Source organism: Nodosilinea sp. FACHB-141, from assembly GCF_014696135.1.
In the GTDB taxonomy this organism is placed as follows: Bacteria; Cyanobacteriota; Cyanobacteriia; order Phormidesmidales; family Phormidesmidaceae; genus Nodosilinea.
This window is the reverse complement of record NZ_JACJPP010000015.1, coordinates 56,417-72,973: the sequence shown is the minus strand read 5'-3', so window position 1 is coordinate 72,973 and position 16,557 is coordinate 56,417. Positions and strand designations below refer to the sequence as shown.

Sequence of the window (16,557 nt, the reverse complement as noted above, 5' to 3'; positions counted from 1 at the left end):
CTCATTGGGGTTTTAAACCCACAGCTTGGATGACCTCATCCCTAGGCTCCAGGGTAACCAGGGCAATGCCGTTTGCGTCTAGGGCATTAAACACATCTAGGGTGATGCCGCTGTCGAGGGTAATTAGCAAGCGCGTCCAAATCTCCAGCTCGCTGCCGCCAATAGACATCTGCCCGCGGCCAAGGGAAACAGCGGCAATGGTGGCACCGAGAATGGCGTCGAGCACCGCCACCCCTTCCCACTGCCAACGCACCGTTGACCCACCAAGGGAAAAGGGCAGCACCCGGCCCACCTCAATGGCCAGGTCATCAAACTTTTGCCAGGAAATCGACAGAGTGGAATCGCCCACAGTTAAAAACAGCGGTAAATCCATCCAGTCGCTCCACTGTTGGTCGTCGTCACACCACATCTGAGCCAGCTCGTAGCCCAGAATAGGCTGCCCGAGCAGCCCCGAAAAGCGGTTTTGAATCAGCTGGAGCTTGGCCTCTTTGGCGGTGACGTAAAGCAAGGGATAGCCAGTTCGAATCCAATATAGTGAAGCCGAAGACAGCCTGACTGGACGCCGTTTGTCCTGCCAATTCGGGAGCCGTCCAACAAAATTGGGTAACAGACAGCGCTACGGCGACTCCGGCAAGAACTGTAGACCATAGCGACTGGCGATCGCAGCGACTTGTTTGCGATCGAGGGGTTGTTCCTTTGGCAGCCGGTCAATCTCAACAAAGAATTGCTCAAATCCGCCGGGGGTCATGGTATTCATCGCCATGCCGGGCTCTGAACCGATGTTGCGAAAGGTATGGGGAATGTGGGCCGGTAGATGCACAAAATCCCCTGGGTTAGCGACTACGGTTTCGTCGCCAAAGCGAAACTCATAGGTGCCCTTGAGAATGTAAAACAGCTCGTCCTCATGCTCATGGACGTGAAGCGGCGGTCCGCCCTCAGGAGGCGTATTGCTAATGACCACTGAGTAAGCCCCATCGGTCTGCGAACTCATAACTTTGCCTACAATTTCTAGGCCAAAGATCCGCCAGGTGGTGCCAGCATCGGCCCCAACCCAAAAAGGCGCAGCAGTGGTTTCAGGTGGGTTGGCGTCGGGCGCATCTGCCCAGGTGAGCGAGGAGCGACTGCTCAAAATTAGAATAACCAGCGTCATTAGAGCGGCGATCGCAGCCCAGCCTAGGCGTCGCAGCGAGAAAAACAGGCTGCCATCAATAGATCTAAATCTGCTGGTCATGGCGAGATAGGGAGCAGTTATTGTCAAAAATATCACAGATCGATTTTCAATCAATCCCCTGTATTTTTTACGTTTGTATTAACTCCCTAAATCTAGTTGTCGTCGAATTTTATCGAAGACTCTCTCTAACTCCTGAGCTATCTTGGTTGATAAGTTCTTGTACGTGGGCGGGCTGTAACCCAAGCCAGCTAACGGTTTGGTCTAAAGTCCAGCCTCTGTATTCAGCGATCGCCCGCAGATGGGTCAGGGTAATAGCAGGCGAAGACTTAGTGAGCCAAGATTTAATCACATGCCGTTCCACTTTTAATGCGGCTTCTAGGTCTGGTCTGGTGCGGTAACGAAGTTCTTGGTTGAGCCAATCTACTAGAGCCTGAGTGTTCCAAGGATAGTAATTTTGCATAATTAAAAAGCTCTTAGCAGCTGTTAGGTTTCGCTTGAAGCATGAATTAATTCGATGGTAAAACCCAAAAGTGACAACTTTGTGACTAGAGCAGCTGTCGCTATTTCAGCACGGTCATAAGCAGACGGTTAGCAAAACTGATGGAGCGTTTTCACAGCCAGCACCATGCTGGACAAAGGCTATAATCCTTTGCCCAGCTCGCGTTTCTTACGCACTTGGGATGAACTAACCTGGAGCCGTTACACGGCCAAGAACTCTTGAATAATGTCGTTGGTGAGTTCGCTGGTGGGACCATTGGCCACGATGCCGCCCCGCTGCATGGCGTAGTAGTAGTCGGCCTGGCGCACAAAGTGCAGGTGCTGCTCCACCAGCAGCACTGAAATACCAGTGGTTCTAATGATCTTCTTCACCGCCGCCTCAATATCGAGAATGATTGAGGGTTGAATGCCTTCGGTGGGTTCGTCTAATACGAGCAGTTTGGGCTGGCCCATGATAGCGCGGGCGATCGCCAGCTGCTGCTGCTGACCGCCGCTGAGGTCACCCCCCATGCGATCGAGCATGTCTTTCAGCACTGGAAATAGCTCGTAGATCTCCTCAGGCACTTCTTTCTGTGCCTTGCCGCGACTGCCCAGGGCCTCTTGGCCAATCAGCAAATTCTCCCGCACCGTTAGCCGCGGAATCACTTCTCGGCCCTGGGGCACGTAGCCAATGCCCAACCGCGCCCGGCGATCGGGGGGAAAGCTATTCACTACCTGCCCCTCAAAGCGAATTTCGCCCGTGCGCGGCCGCAGCACCCCCATGATGTTTTTGAGCATGGTGGTCTTGCCCACGCCATTGCGGCCAATCAGGCAGACCATCTGCCCCTTGGGGATAGTCATGCTCACATCCCGCAGAATGTGGCTTTCGCCGTAGTAAAAGTTCAGCCCCGAGACCTCCAGCATGGGCGCGGTCATGGGGTCTTGTAGAGCCGGGGCGGGGAGGGTGGTGGTCATGGGGAGTGGGGAGTAAGGGGGTGGGAGGGTGGATGGGTAGGAGAGTGACAGGTAGGAGAGTGGATGGGTAGGAGAGTGGGTGATGGGGTGAATAGTAAACTGACTCATCCACCCATCTACTCGTCCACCCATCTACCCCCGCGCAGCTAGTTCCTCTAAGGCGGCGGCTTCTAAGCGGCTGACGGTCTCGGGAGGCAAACTGAGCAAATTCAGCAGTTTTTGGTAGACTATGGCCTCGGTTTGATTGATCTGGTTCGAGCTAATTACCTCGTAGCTGAGCATGAGGGCTTCTTCTCGCTGGGCTTGGGTAGTGAGCTGAGGTACTAGGTCTTCTAGGGGAATTTCGGTGGCTAGCAGGTTTTGGAGATCGCTGCGCAGCTCAGCCTGCTCTTCGGGAGCGTGGGCAAACTTGCGGCTGAGGCGATCGAGAATTAGCGCCTGCTGCACATCGGCGAAGTTGTCGTCGGCCCAGGCCATGGTGGCGGCAATGCGCAGCAGCAGCATTTGCTCGGGGGTGAGACCGGTTTCTTTGCCCAGGTAGACCTCAATCACCTTGGGGTCGGTCTGCACCTGGTCCATGGTGCCTTCAAAGAGCACGCTGCCCTGGTGCAGCACGGTAACCTGACGGGCAATCTGGCGCACAAACTCCATATCGTGCTCAATCACCACGATGGAGTGGCTTTCGGCCAGCGACATCAGCAGCTTGCCGGTCTGCTCGGTCTCTTCGTCGGTGAGGCCCGCCACCGGCTCATCTACCAGCAGCAGGTCGGGCGACTGGGCCACCAGCATGCCGATCTCAAGCCACTGCTTCTCGCCGTGGGAAAGCAGCGCGGCGGGGATGTCGGCTTTGTGGTCGAGGCCAATGGTTTCGAGCAGGCCGCCCACAGTGCGCTTTTCGGCGGACGGGGCCTTTTTGAACAGCGTGGAGAAGACGTTTTTATTGCGATTGCAGGAGAGGTCGAGGTTTTCGCGGGGGGTGAGGTTGAGGTAGACGCGGGGAGTTTGAAACTTGCGACCAATGCCCAGACGAGAGATTTCGTGTTCTTTGTATTTGCGCAGATCTTGACCTTTGAAGTAGGCTACGCCCTCGGTGGGTTTGGTTTTGCCGCTGATTACGTCCAAGAAGGTGGTTTTGCCCGCGCCGTTGGGGCCGATGATCACCCGCAGTTCGCCCTCATCCATGCTGAAGTTGAGGTTGTTGATGGCCTTAAACCCATCAAAGCTGACCGTGACGTCTTTAATCTCTAGGACTTTGGTGCTCATTGTGGGTGGATGGGTGGGGGTGGATGGGTAGGGTGGGCACTGCCAACCATTGGACTGTGGGGCTAATTGAGGTCTTTGCTGAGTTAGGTGAGCAATGCCCAGATAAGGGGCTGTTGCCTGAGCTAGGCTGCGGAAGCCTCAGCTAAGTAGTGGGCAATGCCCACCCTACTTTTCAGCAGACTACTTTTCGGCGAACTCGGGGACAGCTTCAACTACCGAATCGCTATCGCTGGCGTAGGGCACGTCTGTAGGGGTGAGGCCTAGGGCCGAGCTAACCGCAGAGCCAAATTGGCGGCGACCCCAGCCAATAATGCCGTCGGGTAGCGCCGTCACCACAATCAAGAACAACGCCCCCTGGAAGAACAGCCACACGTCAGGAAAGCGCTCGCTGAGCAGGCTGCGGGCCATGTTCACCAGCACGGCACCCAGCACGGCGCCCACCAGAGTAGCGCGCCCGCCTACGGCAACCCAAATCACCATCTCGATAGAGAAGGCGATATCCATCACCTGGGGCGAGATAATGCCAGACTGGACCGTGTAAAGGGCACCGGCAATACCCGCGATCGCCCCTGAGACCGCAAACACCAGCACCTTAAACGCCGTTGGGTCGTAGCCTGAGAAGCGCACCCGGTTTTCGTCATCGCGGATGGCCACCAGCATGCGGCCAAAGCGCCCGCTGGTAAGCCAGCGGCAGAGGGCGTACATAGCGATCAGCGCAATGACGGTGCTGATGTAAAAGAACATCCGCATGCCGTCGCTGCCCACCTGCTGGCCCATAAACACCGAGGTAGAGGTTTTGAGACCGTTGGTGCCGTTGATCAGCTTTTGCTGACCATTGAACAGGTTAAAAAACACCACCAGGGCGGCCTGGGTCAAAATTGAGAAGTAGACCCCGCGAATGCGGTTGCGGAACACCAAATAGCCCAGCAGCCCCGCCACGATCGCCGGAATGGTAAATATCGCCAGCAGCGTAAACGGCAGCGAGTTGAACGGCTGCCAAAACCAGGGCAGCTCCGTCACCCCGTAGAGGCCAAAAAACTCTGGCAGTTGCCCCTCGCCCAGAGTGTTTAACTCCAGGTACATGGCAAAGGCATAGCCTCCTAAGCCAAAGAAGATGCCGTGGCCCAGGCTGAGCAGGCCCGTGAAGCCCCAGATTAAATCGATGCCTAGAGCCACGATGCCGAGGGCCAAAAAACGCCCCAGCAGATTCAGCCGAAAGCCCGTCAGCAGCATCGGCATAATCAGAATCAGGATGAGGGCGATCGCAATAACCGCGATCGCCTCAATCATCAACTTGCGCTTTTGGCTGGCCTTAGCGGCCCGACGCGGTTGAACGGCAATATCTGTAGTCATAGCCCTATAGCTCCACCGAACGGCCCTTCGGCGGGAACAGCCCAGCGGGCCGCACCTGCAAAAAGGCGATAATCAACGCAAACACCATCACCTTGGCCATGCTCGTCGTGGCAAAAAAGGTGAAGAAGTCAAACGCAGGCTTAAAGAATCCCGTCGGCGGAAACAGCAGCGCCATGGTGCCCGACCCCACCAGATAGGTCGTGATGCCAATCACTAGTGCTGCCACAATGCTGCCCACCAGTTTGCCAACCCCACCAACTACAACCACCATGAAGGCATCAACGATGTAGTTGGCCCCCAGGTTAGGGCCTACCGAGCCCAGTAGCGTCACCGCGCACCCGGCTATCCCCGCCAGTCCAGACCCCAGAGCAAACGTAATCGCATCCACTTGCCCGGTGGGAATGCCCAAGCAGGCACTCATGCCTCGATTCTGAGTCACAGAGCGGATTCGCAGCCCCCAGGCGGTGCCGTTGAGGAACCAATAGACTGCCACCAAGCAAAGAATGGTGAGCACAATAATGAACAGTCGGGCAGAGGGAAACTGCAGCGAATCGCCCAGGGTGATGCCCCCCCGCAGCCAGCTGGGCGGCGTGACATCCACGTTGCGGGTGCTAAACCAGGCCCGCGAGAACTTAGTACTGCCAGCATTGCCGATCAAAATCCAGGCCAGCACCGCGATCGCCGCCGACAGCCCCAAAAACACCGGGTTGGCCCAGGCTTGAATGCGCTCCCAGTCGGTGTAGCGCGTCAGCACCCAACGACCAACTAAAAACAACACCCCAAAAATACCCAGGCCAATCACCATCGGCAGGCTGACGCTGCGGATGAACTGAATCAAAATCAGGCTCACCCCCCAAGTGGCCAACAGCGTTTCTAGGGGACGTCCATAGAGATAACGAATCACCGTTCGCTCTAGCAGCAAGCCCAGTAAAGCCGCCACCAAAAACGCCAGAGGCAGGGCCGCAAATATGTATAGATCAGGAGCAATCCCCCCAATGCTTTTAGCCGCATTTTGCACCACAAATGTGGTGTAAGCCCCAAACATCATCAGTTCGCCGTGGGCCAGATTAATGACCCCCATCAAGCCAAACACGATCGCTAAGCCCAATGCCACAATCAACAGCACCGCACCAATGCTAATGCCATTAAAAAGGCCACTAATTAAGCCTTCCAACACAGCCTTTACCGATTTAGGAACAACGCGCTACTTAACAAATGTTAATTGACCCGCCATAAAAGCTGGGCACAATCTCAGTGGAATATAAGGTGCCTCGCAGAGAAGAAATGTTCACCCTTTACAATTTTTGCCTGGTTAAAGGTTTGATTTCTACCGTCACTTGGGGCTGTTTTACCCTTTATCTTTTTGAGAAATTAGCTAGGCAAAAAGCCAAAGCTCTAGGTCGAGCAGTTCAATCTTCTAGCAACTCACCAAACGGCAAGAATAGTTGCTTACCTAAGTATTTGACCGACTCTATACCAAGGGCGGGGACACAGCTTGCTGCACCCCCGCCAAACTACTGTTCGACAGTGCCGCGATCGCGGCTACAGCCTAACCCTAGACCTCAAACTTACCGCCCTTAGCGGGGTCAGACCAGTCGCAGGCAAAACCGATGGTGTCGGGCACAAACTGGTTCCAGGGCTCCGGATCAATCGGGCCGTCGGTTTCCCAGACAATGTTAAACATGCCGTCATCCATGACTTCCCCAAGCCGTACGGTCTTCGAGAGGTGGTGATTGGCGTTCATCGTCACGGTACCTTCGGGGGCAGCCATGCTCTGACCGTAGGCCGCCGCCCGCACCTCAGCAATATCAAAGCTGCCTGCGGCTTCCACGGCCTGCTTCCACAGGTAAACCATGATGTAGGCGGCTTCCATGGGGTCGTTCGTCACCCGGTCGTCACCAAATTCGGCCTTGAAGTCGGCAACCCACTTTTCGTTTTCGGGGGTTTCAACGGTTTGGAAGTAGTTCCAAGACGCCAGGTGACCCACCAGAAACTCGGGGCCAATCTGACGGACTTCTTCTTCTGCCACACTCACCGACATTACGGGGTACTGGTCAGGCCCCATGCCTGCGCCCTGGAGCTGCTTAAAGAAGGCCACGTTGCTGTCACCGTTAAGGCTGTTGAAAATCACGCCGCCGTCGGGCATGGCAGCCTTGATTTTGGTGATGATCGGGGTGACTTCGGTGTTGCCCAGGGGCAGATAGTCTTCACCTAGGGTGTTGCCGCCCTTAGCCGTCAGCTGTTCCTTGATAATGGTGTTGGCGGTGCGGGGAAAGACGTAGTCAGAACCCACCAGGAAGAAGTCTTTGCCCTTGTTCTCGAGCAGCCAGTCTACCGCCGGTTCAATCTGCTGGTTGGGAGCAGCCCCGGTGTAGAAGATATTCTTAGAGCACTCTTGGCCCTCGTACTGCACGGGGTACCACAGCATGTGGTCCTTGGACTCAAACACGGGCAGCACGGCCTTGCGGCTAGCTGAGGTCCAGCAGCCAAACACAACGGCTACCTGGTCGTCATCGATCAGTTTTTCGGCCTTGGAAGCAAAGGTAGGCCAGTCAGAGGCGCCATCTTCTGTGATGGCTTCAATTTGCTTGCCTAAGACACCACCAGCCTCGTTGATTTCTTTGATAGCGAGCATCTCAGCATCAACCACAGTGGTTTCGCTGATGGCCATGGTGCCGCTGAGGGAGTGCAGAATGCCCACCTTAATGGTTTCTCCATCGGCGGCGGCAGTATCGGTGCTAGCGTCGGTAGCACCGGTATCAGTGGTGGTGCTGCCGCCACAGGCTTTGAGCAACATGGAGGTGCCCAGGGTCGCAGACCCATACACCAAGAACTTACGTCGATTAAATCGAGTTACCATTCAACCTCGCTCCTGACTCTTTAATGGAAGACTGTCTGATCGAGAAATCACGTAGACCGTCAGAGTGGATATTAGGAGGTGTGATTGGCAGTAAATGTAGCCTAGAGTACCAAAGGCCTCAACTTCTTTGTAACGTTTCTGAGATGTGTGAGTTAGAGTGACCTCTTTCTAAAGACTGATTTTGGGCGATCGCCACGAATGTATCGGCACTAGGACCTCAACCGGGCTTTGCCAAAACTCTGCACGACGCTCTTAAAACAGCTCTAGTCAAGGAACTAACGCTACGGGTTCAGCCGCTGCGTGGTAGCTAATAAAATCGATAATGGTGGCTAGACCCGCCTGGGTTTTGAGGTTGGTAAAGCCAAAGGGGCGATCGCCCCGCATCTTGAGAGCGTCTCGCTCCATTACCTCTAGGCTGGCGCCCACCATAGGAGCCAGGTCGATCTTGTTGATTACCAAAAAGTCAGATTTAGTGATCCCCGGCCCGCCCTTGCGGGGGATTTTGTCCCCGGCGGCCACGTCAATGACGTAGAGGGTCAAATCGACCAGTTCAGGGCTGAAGGTACTGGCCAGGTTGTCGCCGCCGCTCTCCACGAACACCAGATCAAGGGGATCAAAACGGGCTTCAAGATCTTCGATCGCCACCAAATTCATTGAGGCGTCTTCGCGGATGGCGGTGTGAGGGCAGCCGCCGGTCTCAACCCCAACGATGCGATCGGGGCTGAGCGCCTGACTGCGCACTAAGAATTGGGCGTCTTCCTGGGTGTAGATGTCGTTAGTGACTACGGCAATGGAGTAGCGATCGCGCAGCGCCTTACAGAGGCTATCTACTAAGGCTGTCTTGCCCGAGCCCACCGGGCCTGCCACACCAACGCGAAAGGGATTTGCCATGTACGCTTAAGCCAACATCAGGATGCTCGATATCTTACACCGCCTATGCAGCTTGAATCCCTCGCCGAAATGTTTGAGCCGCCTCTAGGCGAGATGTCTCGGCCATCAACACGCAGCGGCAAAATAGCTCAATATCTAGGCTCGACAACTCGGCAATCTGGCTGCGATCGATCCGTTGATACTCGCCGCCCTCCAGGTGATACAGACTCAGCAGCCCATCTTCCCAAAACCAAACTTCTGGCACGCCCAGCAAGCGATACCGCGCCAATTTGGTGATGTTGCCGCTGGTGAAAGTCACTTCAATGGAGAGGTCAGGGATTGCCTTCGGGCCACCCATACAGTACGACTCGTCGGCCTGGGCAAAAGCCTCACCCTCCCGCTCTTGATCCATCAACCCAGTAGGATAAAAGTCATGCCTTGGTCCACAAAAAAGAGTTCTAGCAAAAACCCAATCACCGACTTAAAAAACTCGTGATCGCGTCCTGGCGTCAGCACCTCCACAGTGCGGTTGTAGTAAAACAGACGCACTCCAGGGCAATCTTCCAAGCCCTGTTGGATCAGCTTAAACTGTGCCCAGGTGCGATCGCCATAGGCTACCCGTTGATCGGTTGAAGAGCTGAGAACTGTTGGCATAGTCATGGATCGAGCCTTCCCCTCAATCCTACTGTACGCAAAGGCCCTCAGGGATTTTCAAAATCCCTGAGGGCTGGGTTGTCTTCACCAGAGAAACCTAGGTTCTGATGTCTCGCTAGCTGTACTTCTCGTTGGAAGTGGTCTCTAGATCAAACAGCACCTGAAGGGTCTGCATCGCTCGCTTGCGAGCCTCAATGTCGCGCTGGGCGCGCAGCTGCACCATGGGGTCGTGGAGAATTTTGTTGACGATGCCCCGAGTCAGCGCCTCAATCACTTCCTGGTGCTTTTCGGCGAACTCACTGCCCAGGCGCGACAGAGCCTTCTCTAGCTCCTGCTCGCGGATGGTCTCGACCTTGCTGCGCAGGCTGCTGATCGTGCCCACGGTGTCGAGGGAACGCCACCAGTCCATAAAGCTCTCCACCTCTTGGTCGAGCAGCACCTGGGCCTCCATAGCCATGCGGCGACGGCTGGCCTGGTTCTGGGCCACCACGGCCTTCAGATCATCGACGTTAAAAGCGTGAACGTTGTCCAGCTCGTTGGCGTTGGTGTGAACGTTGAGAGGCACCGAGATGTCGAACACCATCAGGGTGCGGTTGTTGACCAGCGGGGCCAGATTGTCGCGATCCAGAATTGGCTCGGTGGCCGAAGTACAGGTAAACACCACATCACAGGCCTCAACCGTCTCCAGCATGGCAGCAAGGGTACCGGTGCGAATGTTGGCATCGGGGAACTGCTTGGCCAGCTCATTAGCACGATCGATGGTGCGGTTGAGAATGGTGATGGTGCAGGAGGAATCTTTAGAAACTAGGTGCTGCACCAGCAGGCGAGCCATTTTACCCGCGCCCAGAATGCTGATGTGGCAGCTGTTCAGGTGGGGCACCTTCATGCGGGCCAGTTCTACAGCGGCGGAGCTGATAGAGACGGCTCCGGTGCCGATGCTGGTTTCGCTGCGCACGCGCTTACCGGCGGTGAGGGATTGCTTCAACAGGCGATCTAGCACCCGGCCGATGCTTTTGTGCTGCTGGGCCAGCTGGTGGGCATGCTTCACCTGAGCAAGAATTTGCCCTTCGCCCAGCACTAGACTGTCGAGGCCCGCGGCCACCCTCATTAAGTGGTTGACGGCATCTTGGTGCAGCAGGATGAACAGGTGCTGGCGCAGCTCGTGGAGGGGCAGGCCGCTATGTTCAGAGAGAAATTGGGTTACTTCGCGAATGCCCTGCTCGGTTTCCTCGGTCACGATGTGGATCTCGAGACGGTTGCAGGTGCTGAGGATGGAGACTTCGTCGATGTGGGGGCAATGGGTGAGATGGGCGATCGCGTCACCTGTCTGAGCCGTCGGAATGCTAAGTTTTTCGCGAATTTGCACCGGGGCGGTTTTGTGGCTCAGGCCAATTACGGCGATATTCATTCTTCCTCCACGCGTTTAGTAGTCACCTAATTTTATGGTGTTGACAGATCCTTGGGGGGAGCCTGGTCGCCTAGGAATGGCCGCCCGAAGGTTGCTGTATACACAATTGCCAATATGTTTGAAGTTAGAGATAAACAGGGCCCGACTCAAGGAAACTCAACAAAAGTCCATCAAAAACTGTAACAAGGCCCAAAAAAAGAGATGCGAGGATCCCGCATCTCTAGGCTAACGAATTTAACCCATACTCTAGGGCGTTTTTACGCCCGTCAGCGTTTATTTGCCAAGACTGATCTCCCGAGTCAATGCTGTCCAAGACAGCTTTTTTGCCCTCCATAAGGAGGGCAAGGGGATTCAAGTCAGGCAGCCGCTAGGCCTAAGAGCGCCTAGTGCAGTTGGAGAGCCTTAGGCTGGTCAACCATGTGGATGGTGTCCACAAAGCGAGCGGTCTTGGACTGGCTAGAGATTACCAGCGACTGGGTTCGCATACCGCCGTGGAAGAAGCGCACCCCTTCCATCAGTTCGCCGGGGGTGATGCCGGTGGCAGCAAACAGCACGGTCTCGCCCGAGGCCAGCTCGTGAGCATCGTAGACCTTATCGATATCGGTGATGCCCATTTCGTTGAGACGGGCAATATTGGCTTCCTTGCTTTCGCCAATCAGGCCGGTTTTGACCACAGCGGGGTCGTAGATCAGCTGACCCTGGAAGTGGCCACCTAGGCAGCGCATAGCCGCAGCGCTAATCACCCCTTCAGGAGCCGCACCGATGCCCATCAGGGCGTGGGTGTTGGTGCCCGAGAAGGCACAGGAGATGGCCGCACCAACGTCGCCGTCAGCAATCAGCTTGACGCGGGCACCGGCGTCACGGATTTCTTTAATCAGGTCGTTGTGGCGATCACGCTTCATGACCACGACCACCAGCTCATCAATGCCGCGATCGAGGCACTCGCCCAAAATTTTCAGGTTTTCGGTGGCCGACTTGTTGATGTCGACCTTGCCCTTAGCCTGGGCCGGAGCCGCCAGCTTCTTCATGTAGAAGTCGGGAGCGGCGAACAGACCACCCTTCTCAGAAATTGCCAGCACGGCCATAGAACCGTTTTGGCCGTAGGCCACTAGGTTGGTGCCTTCGCAGGGGTCAACGGCAATGTCAATTTCGAGCAGTTCGTCGGGGTTGCAAAAATCGGTGGCATTGGGCTGGGTGCAAATGCCCACTTCTTCACCGATGTAGAGCATCGGAGCATCGTCCCGCTCGCCCTCTCCGATCACAATGCGACCGCGCATGTGAATTTTGTTCATGCGCTCCCGCATGGCTTCGACTGCCACCTGGTCAGCGATATTTTTTTCGCCCTTGCCCATCCAGCGGGCCGATGCGATCGCAGCCTGTTCGACAACCTCAATAATCTCAAGACCGAGGGTACTTTCCACGGGATCAATCCTCCAAACTGCCTATATTTAGTGGGTTTCGCGTTCCCCATCTCGATTTCCCAGTCTATCAGACGGTGGGATCAAGGCATAGGAAATTGTGCTGGGCAGAACAGAGAATGAAGGAATCGTGGAGAAGATAAGGATGTGGAGAGATAAGGAGAAAACGTATTTGTTCTCCTCACCCCCTCATCTTTCTCATCCCTCACGGTTTCCCTAGGGCACGGCATACTCCGACTCTACCGCCGGTAGCTTACCCTGCTGCACCAGAGCCTGGTGAATCATTGCGACAACCTCGGCACGGGTAGCGGCCTGGGCTGGCTTGAGCTGGTCGCGATTGGGGTGATTCACCACCAGGGCGTTTTCCGCGGCGGCAGCCACCTTGGGGCGGGCCCAGGGGGGCAACGGACTGAGGTCAACAAAAGCTTGCAGCGTTTGGTCTGGGGCGGACGAGTCGGTTAGCCCCAGACCCGAGGCGAGGGAGACTAGCACCTCATAGCGGGGTACCGCCTGGTCGGGGCGAAAGTCACCTTCGGGGTAGCCGTTCATAAAGCCTTGGGAGACGACGCTGTCAATCGCTGGAGCGGCCCAGTAATTGCTGGGCACGTCGACAAAGGCGCGCACCGAACCCTCCCGGGGGACATCGCCAAAGGCCTCATTGAGAAGAGCCGCTAGCTCAGCCCGAGTCAGGGGTTGATCTGGCTGAAAGCTGCTCTCAGGAAAATTGGGCAGATATCCACCATCAAACATGGGCTTGATGAAGGGGTAGGCCCAGTAGGTAGGCGGCACGTCAGAAATATCAAGGGGTTGAGTGGAGTCGACAACCCCGGTTGAGGGGTCGCTCAGCGTCTCATTAGGATTAACTGGAAGCACAACACCCGATGGTGATTCCCTGGTCACCACCGAAGAGCGCTGCTCTTCAGGGCCAAACCTTGGTCCCCCAGCGACAGGATCCTGTTGAGGGCGATCGCCCCGTTCAAAGGTACGCGGTTCAAAATCTTCCTCCGCCCCCTCCATTTCTGGCTGGGCAAGGGAAGACGGCTCCTCGACACGGCGCGACAACAGATCCGGGTCGGCCAGTGGCCCCTGGCTGCGGGTTAGGCCCCACCACAGGATGGAGCCTATACCCAAGAAGGCCAGCACTACTGCCAACAGCTCGTCAGGCTCAAGGGTGCGACGCGTTCGGGGAGCAGTATCGCCAACGCGGCGACTAGCGTCAGACGGGTTGGGCGGGTCGGGGGGGAGATTCACCATGGTTTGGCAGGCTGGCAGCAACGTCCAGGGTTATCCTACCAGAGCCGGCTCGCGCTGGGGGGTAACAACGGGGTTACCAGCCTCGTCAATGTCGAGGCAGGCGCGATCGCCCTCCTCCAAAGCGCCAGACAGAATGGCCTCAGCCAGGGTGTCTTCTACCAAGCGAGCGATCGCCCGACGCATGGGGCGAGCTCCATAGCGCTGGTCGTAGCCCTCGCCTGCCAGCCTGGTGCGGAAGGCGTCGGACAGGGTAACTGTCATCTGGCGATCGGCGATGCGCTTGTTGACTTGCTCGAGCATCAGATCGGCGATCTGGTTGACCTCGTCACGGGTGAGCTGACGGAAGACGATGATTTCATCGATTCGGTTCAGCATTTCCGGACGGAAGTACTGCTTCATCTCCTCATTGACCAGGTTGCGGATGTTGTTGTACTGGCTGGTAGCCGCATCGGTAGTGGCAAAGTCAAAGCCGAGACCAGCACCGCCCTTCTCAATCACCTGCGAGCCAATGTTTGAGGTCATGATGATCAGGGTGTTCTTAAAGCTCACCACCCGCCCCTTGGCATCGGTCAAGCGGCCGTCGTCGAGCACCTGCAAGAGTACGTTGAAGACCTCGGGGTGAGCCTTCTCGATCTCATCCATCAAAATGACGCTGTAGGGCTGGCGACGCACCGCCTCGGTCAGCTGACCGCCCTCGTCATAGCCCACAAAGCCCGGAGGTGAACCAATCAGCTTTGATACTGTGTGGCTCTCCATAAACTCCGACATGTCAAGGCGAATCATTGCCTCCTCGGAGCCAAACAGGGCCACAGCCAGAGCCTTAGATAGCTCGGTCTTGCCAACCCCGGTGGGGCCAGAAAATACGAGGCTGGCAATGGGGCGATCGCCGCTGGCCAAGCCCGAGCGCGCCCGACGAATCGCTTTAGCGGCCACGACCACAGCTTCGTTCTGACCAATCACCCGCTCGTGGAGCACGTCTTCGAGGTGCAACAGGCGCACGGCCTCGGTTTCGGTCATCCGGTTCACCGGAATGCCCGTCCAGGCAGCAACGATGTCGGCGATGTTGTCTTCATCGACATTGGGCAGGGCTGGCACGCTGTCAGCCACCGCTTCACCATACTCGGGAATGTCGGCCTGAAGCTGCTGAATCAGCGCCTGCCGCTGCTCCCGCAGGGTTTTAGCCTTGGGGAATTCTTGCAGCTGAATGGCTTCATCCAGCTCTTTGTTGACCTGGCGCAGCTGCTGCTTAAGTTCCTTAGAGGGATACTTAGGCATGAACCGCAGCTTCACTTGGGAACCCGCCTCATCGAGCAGGTCGATGGCTTTGTCGGGCAGGTGGCGATCGCTGATGTAGCGATCCGACAACTTGGCAGCGGCCTCTAACGCTGCGTCAGTAAAGTTCACTTGGTGGAACTGCTCGTAGCGGCTGCGCACCCCCTGAAGAATCTCAATGGTCTCGCTCAACGAGGGCGGGCTGACGGTGACGGGCTGAAAGCGGCGCTCTAGAGCGGCGTCGCGCTCAATATGTTTGCGGAACTCATCGATGGTTGTGGCTCCGATGCACTGCATCTCGCCCCGCGCCAGAGCCGGCTTGAGCATGTTGGCGGCATCGAGCCCGCCTTCGAGGGAACCAGCCCCAATCAGGGTGTGAATTTCGTCAATCACCAGCACCACATCGGGGTCTTCGCGCACCTCTTGCACGAGCTGGGTGAGGCGCTCTTCAAAATCGCCCCGAAAGCGAGTACCCGACACCAAAGAACCCATGTCGAGGCTAATGACGCGCTTAGTGATCAGGGCCTCGGGCACATCTTGGTTGACGATACGTTGGGCCAGGCCCTCGGCGATCGCCGTTTTGCCCACCCCTGGCTCACCCACTAGAATTGGGTTGTTTTTGGTGCGACGACCCAGGATTTGCACAACGCGCTCGATTTCTTTGGCGCGACCCACCACGGGGTCAATCTTGCCAGCGGCGGCTAGAGCCGTTAGATCATGGCCAAACTCGGCCAGAATTTTGCCAGTCTTGCGGGAGCTGTCGCGATCGCTCTCACGACGGCTGCCAGCAGGCGCAGCAGCTACTTCGCCAATATCTTGAATGATGCGGGTGCGCACCTTGGCCGGGTCAACCCCAAGGTTGGTGAGCACTCGATAGGCTACGCTCTCGGTATTTTGGCAAAGGCTGAGCAGCAGGTGCTCAGGCTCAATGTAGGGTGAGTCCATTTTGCGGGCCTCTTGGAAGGCCTGCTCAAACACCTGCTTAACCTTAGGCGTGAAGGGAATCTCGGGCGGTACGCTGCCGCTGCCGCGGCCAATGATGGCCTCGACTTCGGCGCGGGCATCGTTGATGTTGACGCCAAACTCGCCCAGCACTTTAGCTGATAGAGTCGATTCTTCCTTGATCAGGCCCAGCAGCAGTTGCTCGGTACCGACAAAGTTGTGGCGCAGCCGACGGGCCTCTTCCTGGGCCTTCATGATGACGGCGATCGCGGTATTAGTGAAATGTTCAAACATGGCAGTTAAATCAGTACCAATGGCGTGAGGAGTGACAGAGGGCCGAAATTGACTGAGCAAGAACGGGCTGCGACTGTAGCGATGTTGGGGCCATGGACCCCCAAAGCATGAATATATGGGCCTACTGAGTTATTAATACTTTACGTAGATGCACGCATACTCCGCAGTGAGGAGAACCGTAGGAAACGGGTCGGGTTTAGCATTTGTCCGCCAGCTCGACCTCAAGGGCGAGATGAACTATCAGCATCAAAAATCACAGGCAATAGTTTTTCCTTAGAGATTATTTACATTACTTAACCTTATCTTATAGCCTAGGGACTGGTTCGGCAAATTGCTGGGGTCAACC

The 16,557-nt window shown here is 56.3% G+C and carries 15 protein-coding genes; all 15 read right to left on the bottom strand.

The features are described 5' to 3' along the window. Position 1 precedes the first annotated feature (1 nt). Positions 2 to 508, bottom strand: coding sequence for a hypothetical protein (locus tag H6F59_RS16610; protein WP_190702428.1), 507 nt, complete (start codon positions 506 to 508; stop codon positions 2 to 4). A 108-nt stretch (positions 509 to 616) separates the two neighbouring features. Continuing rightward, positions 617 to 1,231, bottom strand: coding sequence for a cupin domain-containing protein (locus H6F59_RS16605; protein ID WP_190702425.1), 615 nt, complete (start codon positions 1,229 to 1,231; stop codon positions 617 to 619). Positions 1,232 to 1,340: 109 nt separating this feature from the next. Further along, positions 1,341 to 1,631 (bottom strand): hypothetical protein, encoded by a 291-nt coding sequence (locus tag H6F59_RS16600; protein WP_190702422.1) that lies wholly within the window; start codon positions 1,629 to 1,631, stop codon positions 1,341 to 1,343. 239 nt (positions 1,632 to 1,870) lie between these two features. After that, a complete protein-coding gene (gene urtE, locus H6F59_RS16595; RefSeq protein ID WP_199325845.1) occupies positions 1,871 to 2,623 on the bottom strand; it encodes an urea ABC transporter ATP-binding subunit UrtE in 753 nt (250 codons plus the stop codon). A 132-nt stretch (positions 2,624 to 2,755) separates the two neighbouring features. Next, positions 2,756 to 3,886 carry an urea ABC transporter ATP-binding protein UrtD gene (gene urtD / locus H6F59_RS16590; protein WP_190702419.1) on the bottom strand — a complete coding sequence of 377 codons (1,131 nt, stop codon included), beginning with the start codon at positions 3,884 to 3,886 and terminating at the stop codon, positions 2,756 to 2,758. Between the two features lie 180 nt (positions 3,887 to 4,066). Then, positions 4,067 to 5,239, bottom strand: a complete 1,173-nt coding sequence (gene urtC / locus H6F59_RS16585) for an urea ABC transporter permease subunit UrtC (RefSeq protein WP_190702416.1) — start codon at positions 5,237 to 5,239, stop codon at positions 4,067 to 4,069. 4 nt (positions 5,240 to 5,243) lie between these two features. Next, the gene (gene urtB, locus H6F59_RS16580) at positions 5,244 to 6,416 is read right to left on the bottom strand and encodes an urea ABC transporter permease subunit UrtB (RefSeq protein WP_190702413.1); all 1,173 of its coding nucleotides are present in this window, start codon (positions 6,414 to 6,416) and stop codon (positions 5,244 to 5,246) included. A gap of 378 nt (positions 6,417 to 6,794) precedes the next feature. Further along, positions 6,795 to 8,099, bottom strand: coding sequence for an urea ABC transporter substrate-binding protein (gene urtA, locus H6F59_RS16575; protein ID WP_190702411.1), 1,305 nt, complete (start codon positions 8,097 to 8,099; stop codon positions 6,795 to 6,797). A gap of 267 nt (positions 8,100 to 8,366) precedes the next feature. Next, a complete protein-coding gene (gene ureG / locus H6F59_RS16570; RefSeq protein WP_190702408.1) occupies positions 8,367 to 8,990 on the bottom strand; it encodes an urease accessory protein UreG in 624 nt (207 codons plus the stop codon). A 43-nt stretch (positions 8,991 to 9,033) separates the two neighbouring features. Next, entirely contained in the window at positions 9,034 to 9,381 is a 348-nt protein-coding gene (locus H6F59_RS27365; protein ID WP_313887238.1) for a Uma2 family endonuclease, read from the bottom strand. After that, positions 9,381 to 9,629, bottom strand: coding sequence for a hypothetical protein (locus tag H6F59_RS27360; RefSeq protein WP_313887237.1), 249 nt, complete (start codon positions 9,627 to 9,629; stop codon positions 9,381 to 9,383). The genes H6F59_RS27365 and H6F59_RS27360 overlap by 1 nt, the downstream gene beginning before the upstream one ends. A gap of 109 nt (positions 9,630 to 9,738) precedes the next feature. Continuing rightward, positions 9,739 to 11,031 (bottom strand): glutamyl-tRNA reductase, encoded by a 1,293-nt coding sequence (locus H6F59_RS16560; RefSeq protein ID WP_190702405.1) that lies wholly within the window; start codon positions 11,029 to 11,031, stop codon positions 9,739 to 9,741. A gap of 383 nt (positions 11,032 to 11,414) precedes the next feature. Then, on the bottom strand, positions 11,415 to 12,452 hold the full coding sequence (glpX, locus tag H6F59_RS16555; protein ID WP_073607804.1) for a class II fructose-bisphosphatase: 1,038 nt from the start codon (positions 12,450 to 12,452) through the stop codon (positions 11,415 to 11,417). 213 nt (positions 12,453 to 12,665) lie between these two features. After that, the gene (locus tag H6F59_RS16550) at positions 12,666 to 13,703 is read right to left on the bottom strand and encodes an S-layer homology domain-containing protein (protein WP_190702402.1); all 1,038 of its coding nucleotides are present in this window, start codon (positions 13,701 to 13,703) and stop codon (positions 12,666 to 12,668) included. A 30-nt stretch (positions 13,704 to 13,733) separates the two neighbouring features. After that, positions 13,734 to 16,211: an ATP-dependent Clp protease ATP-binding subunit gene (locus H6F59_RS16545; RefSeq protein WP_190702397.1), complete on the bottom strand. Its 2,478-nt coding sequence runs from the start codon at positions 16,209 to 16,211 to the stop codon at positions 13,734 to 13,736. Positions 16,212 to 16,557: the final 346 nt, after the last annotated feature.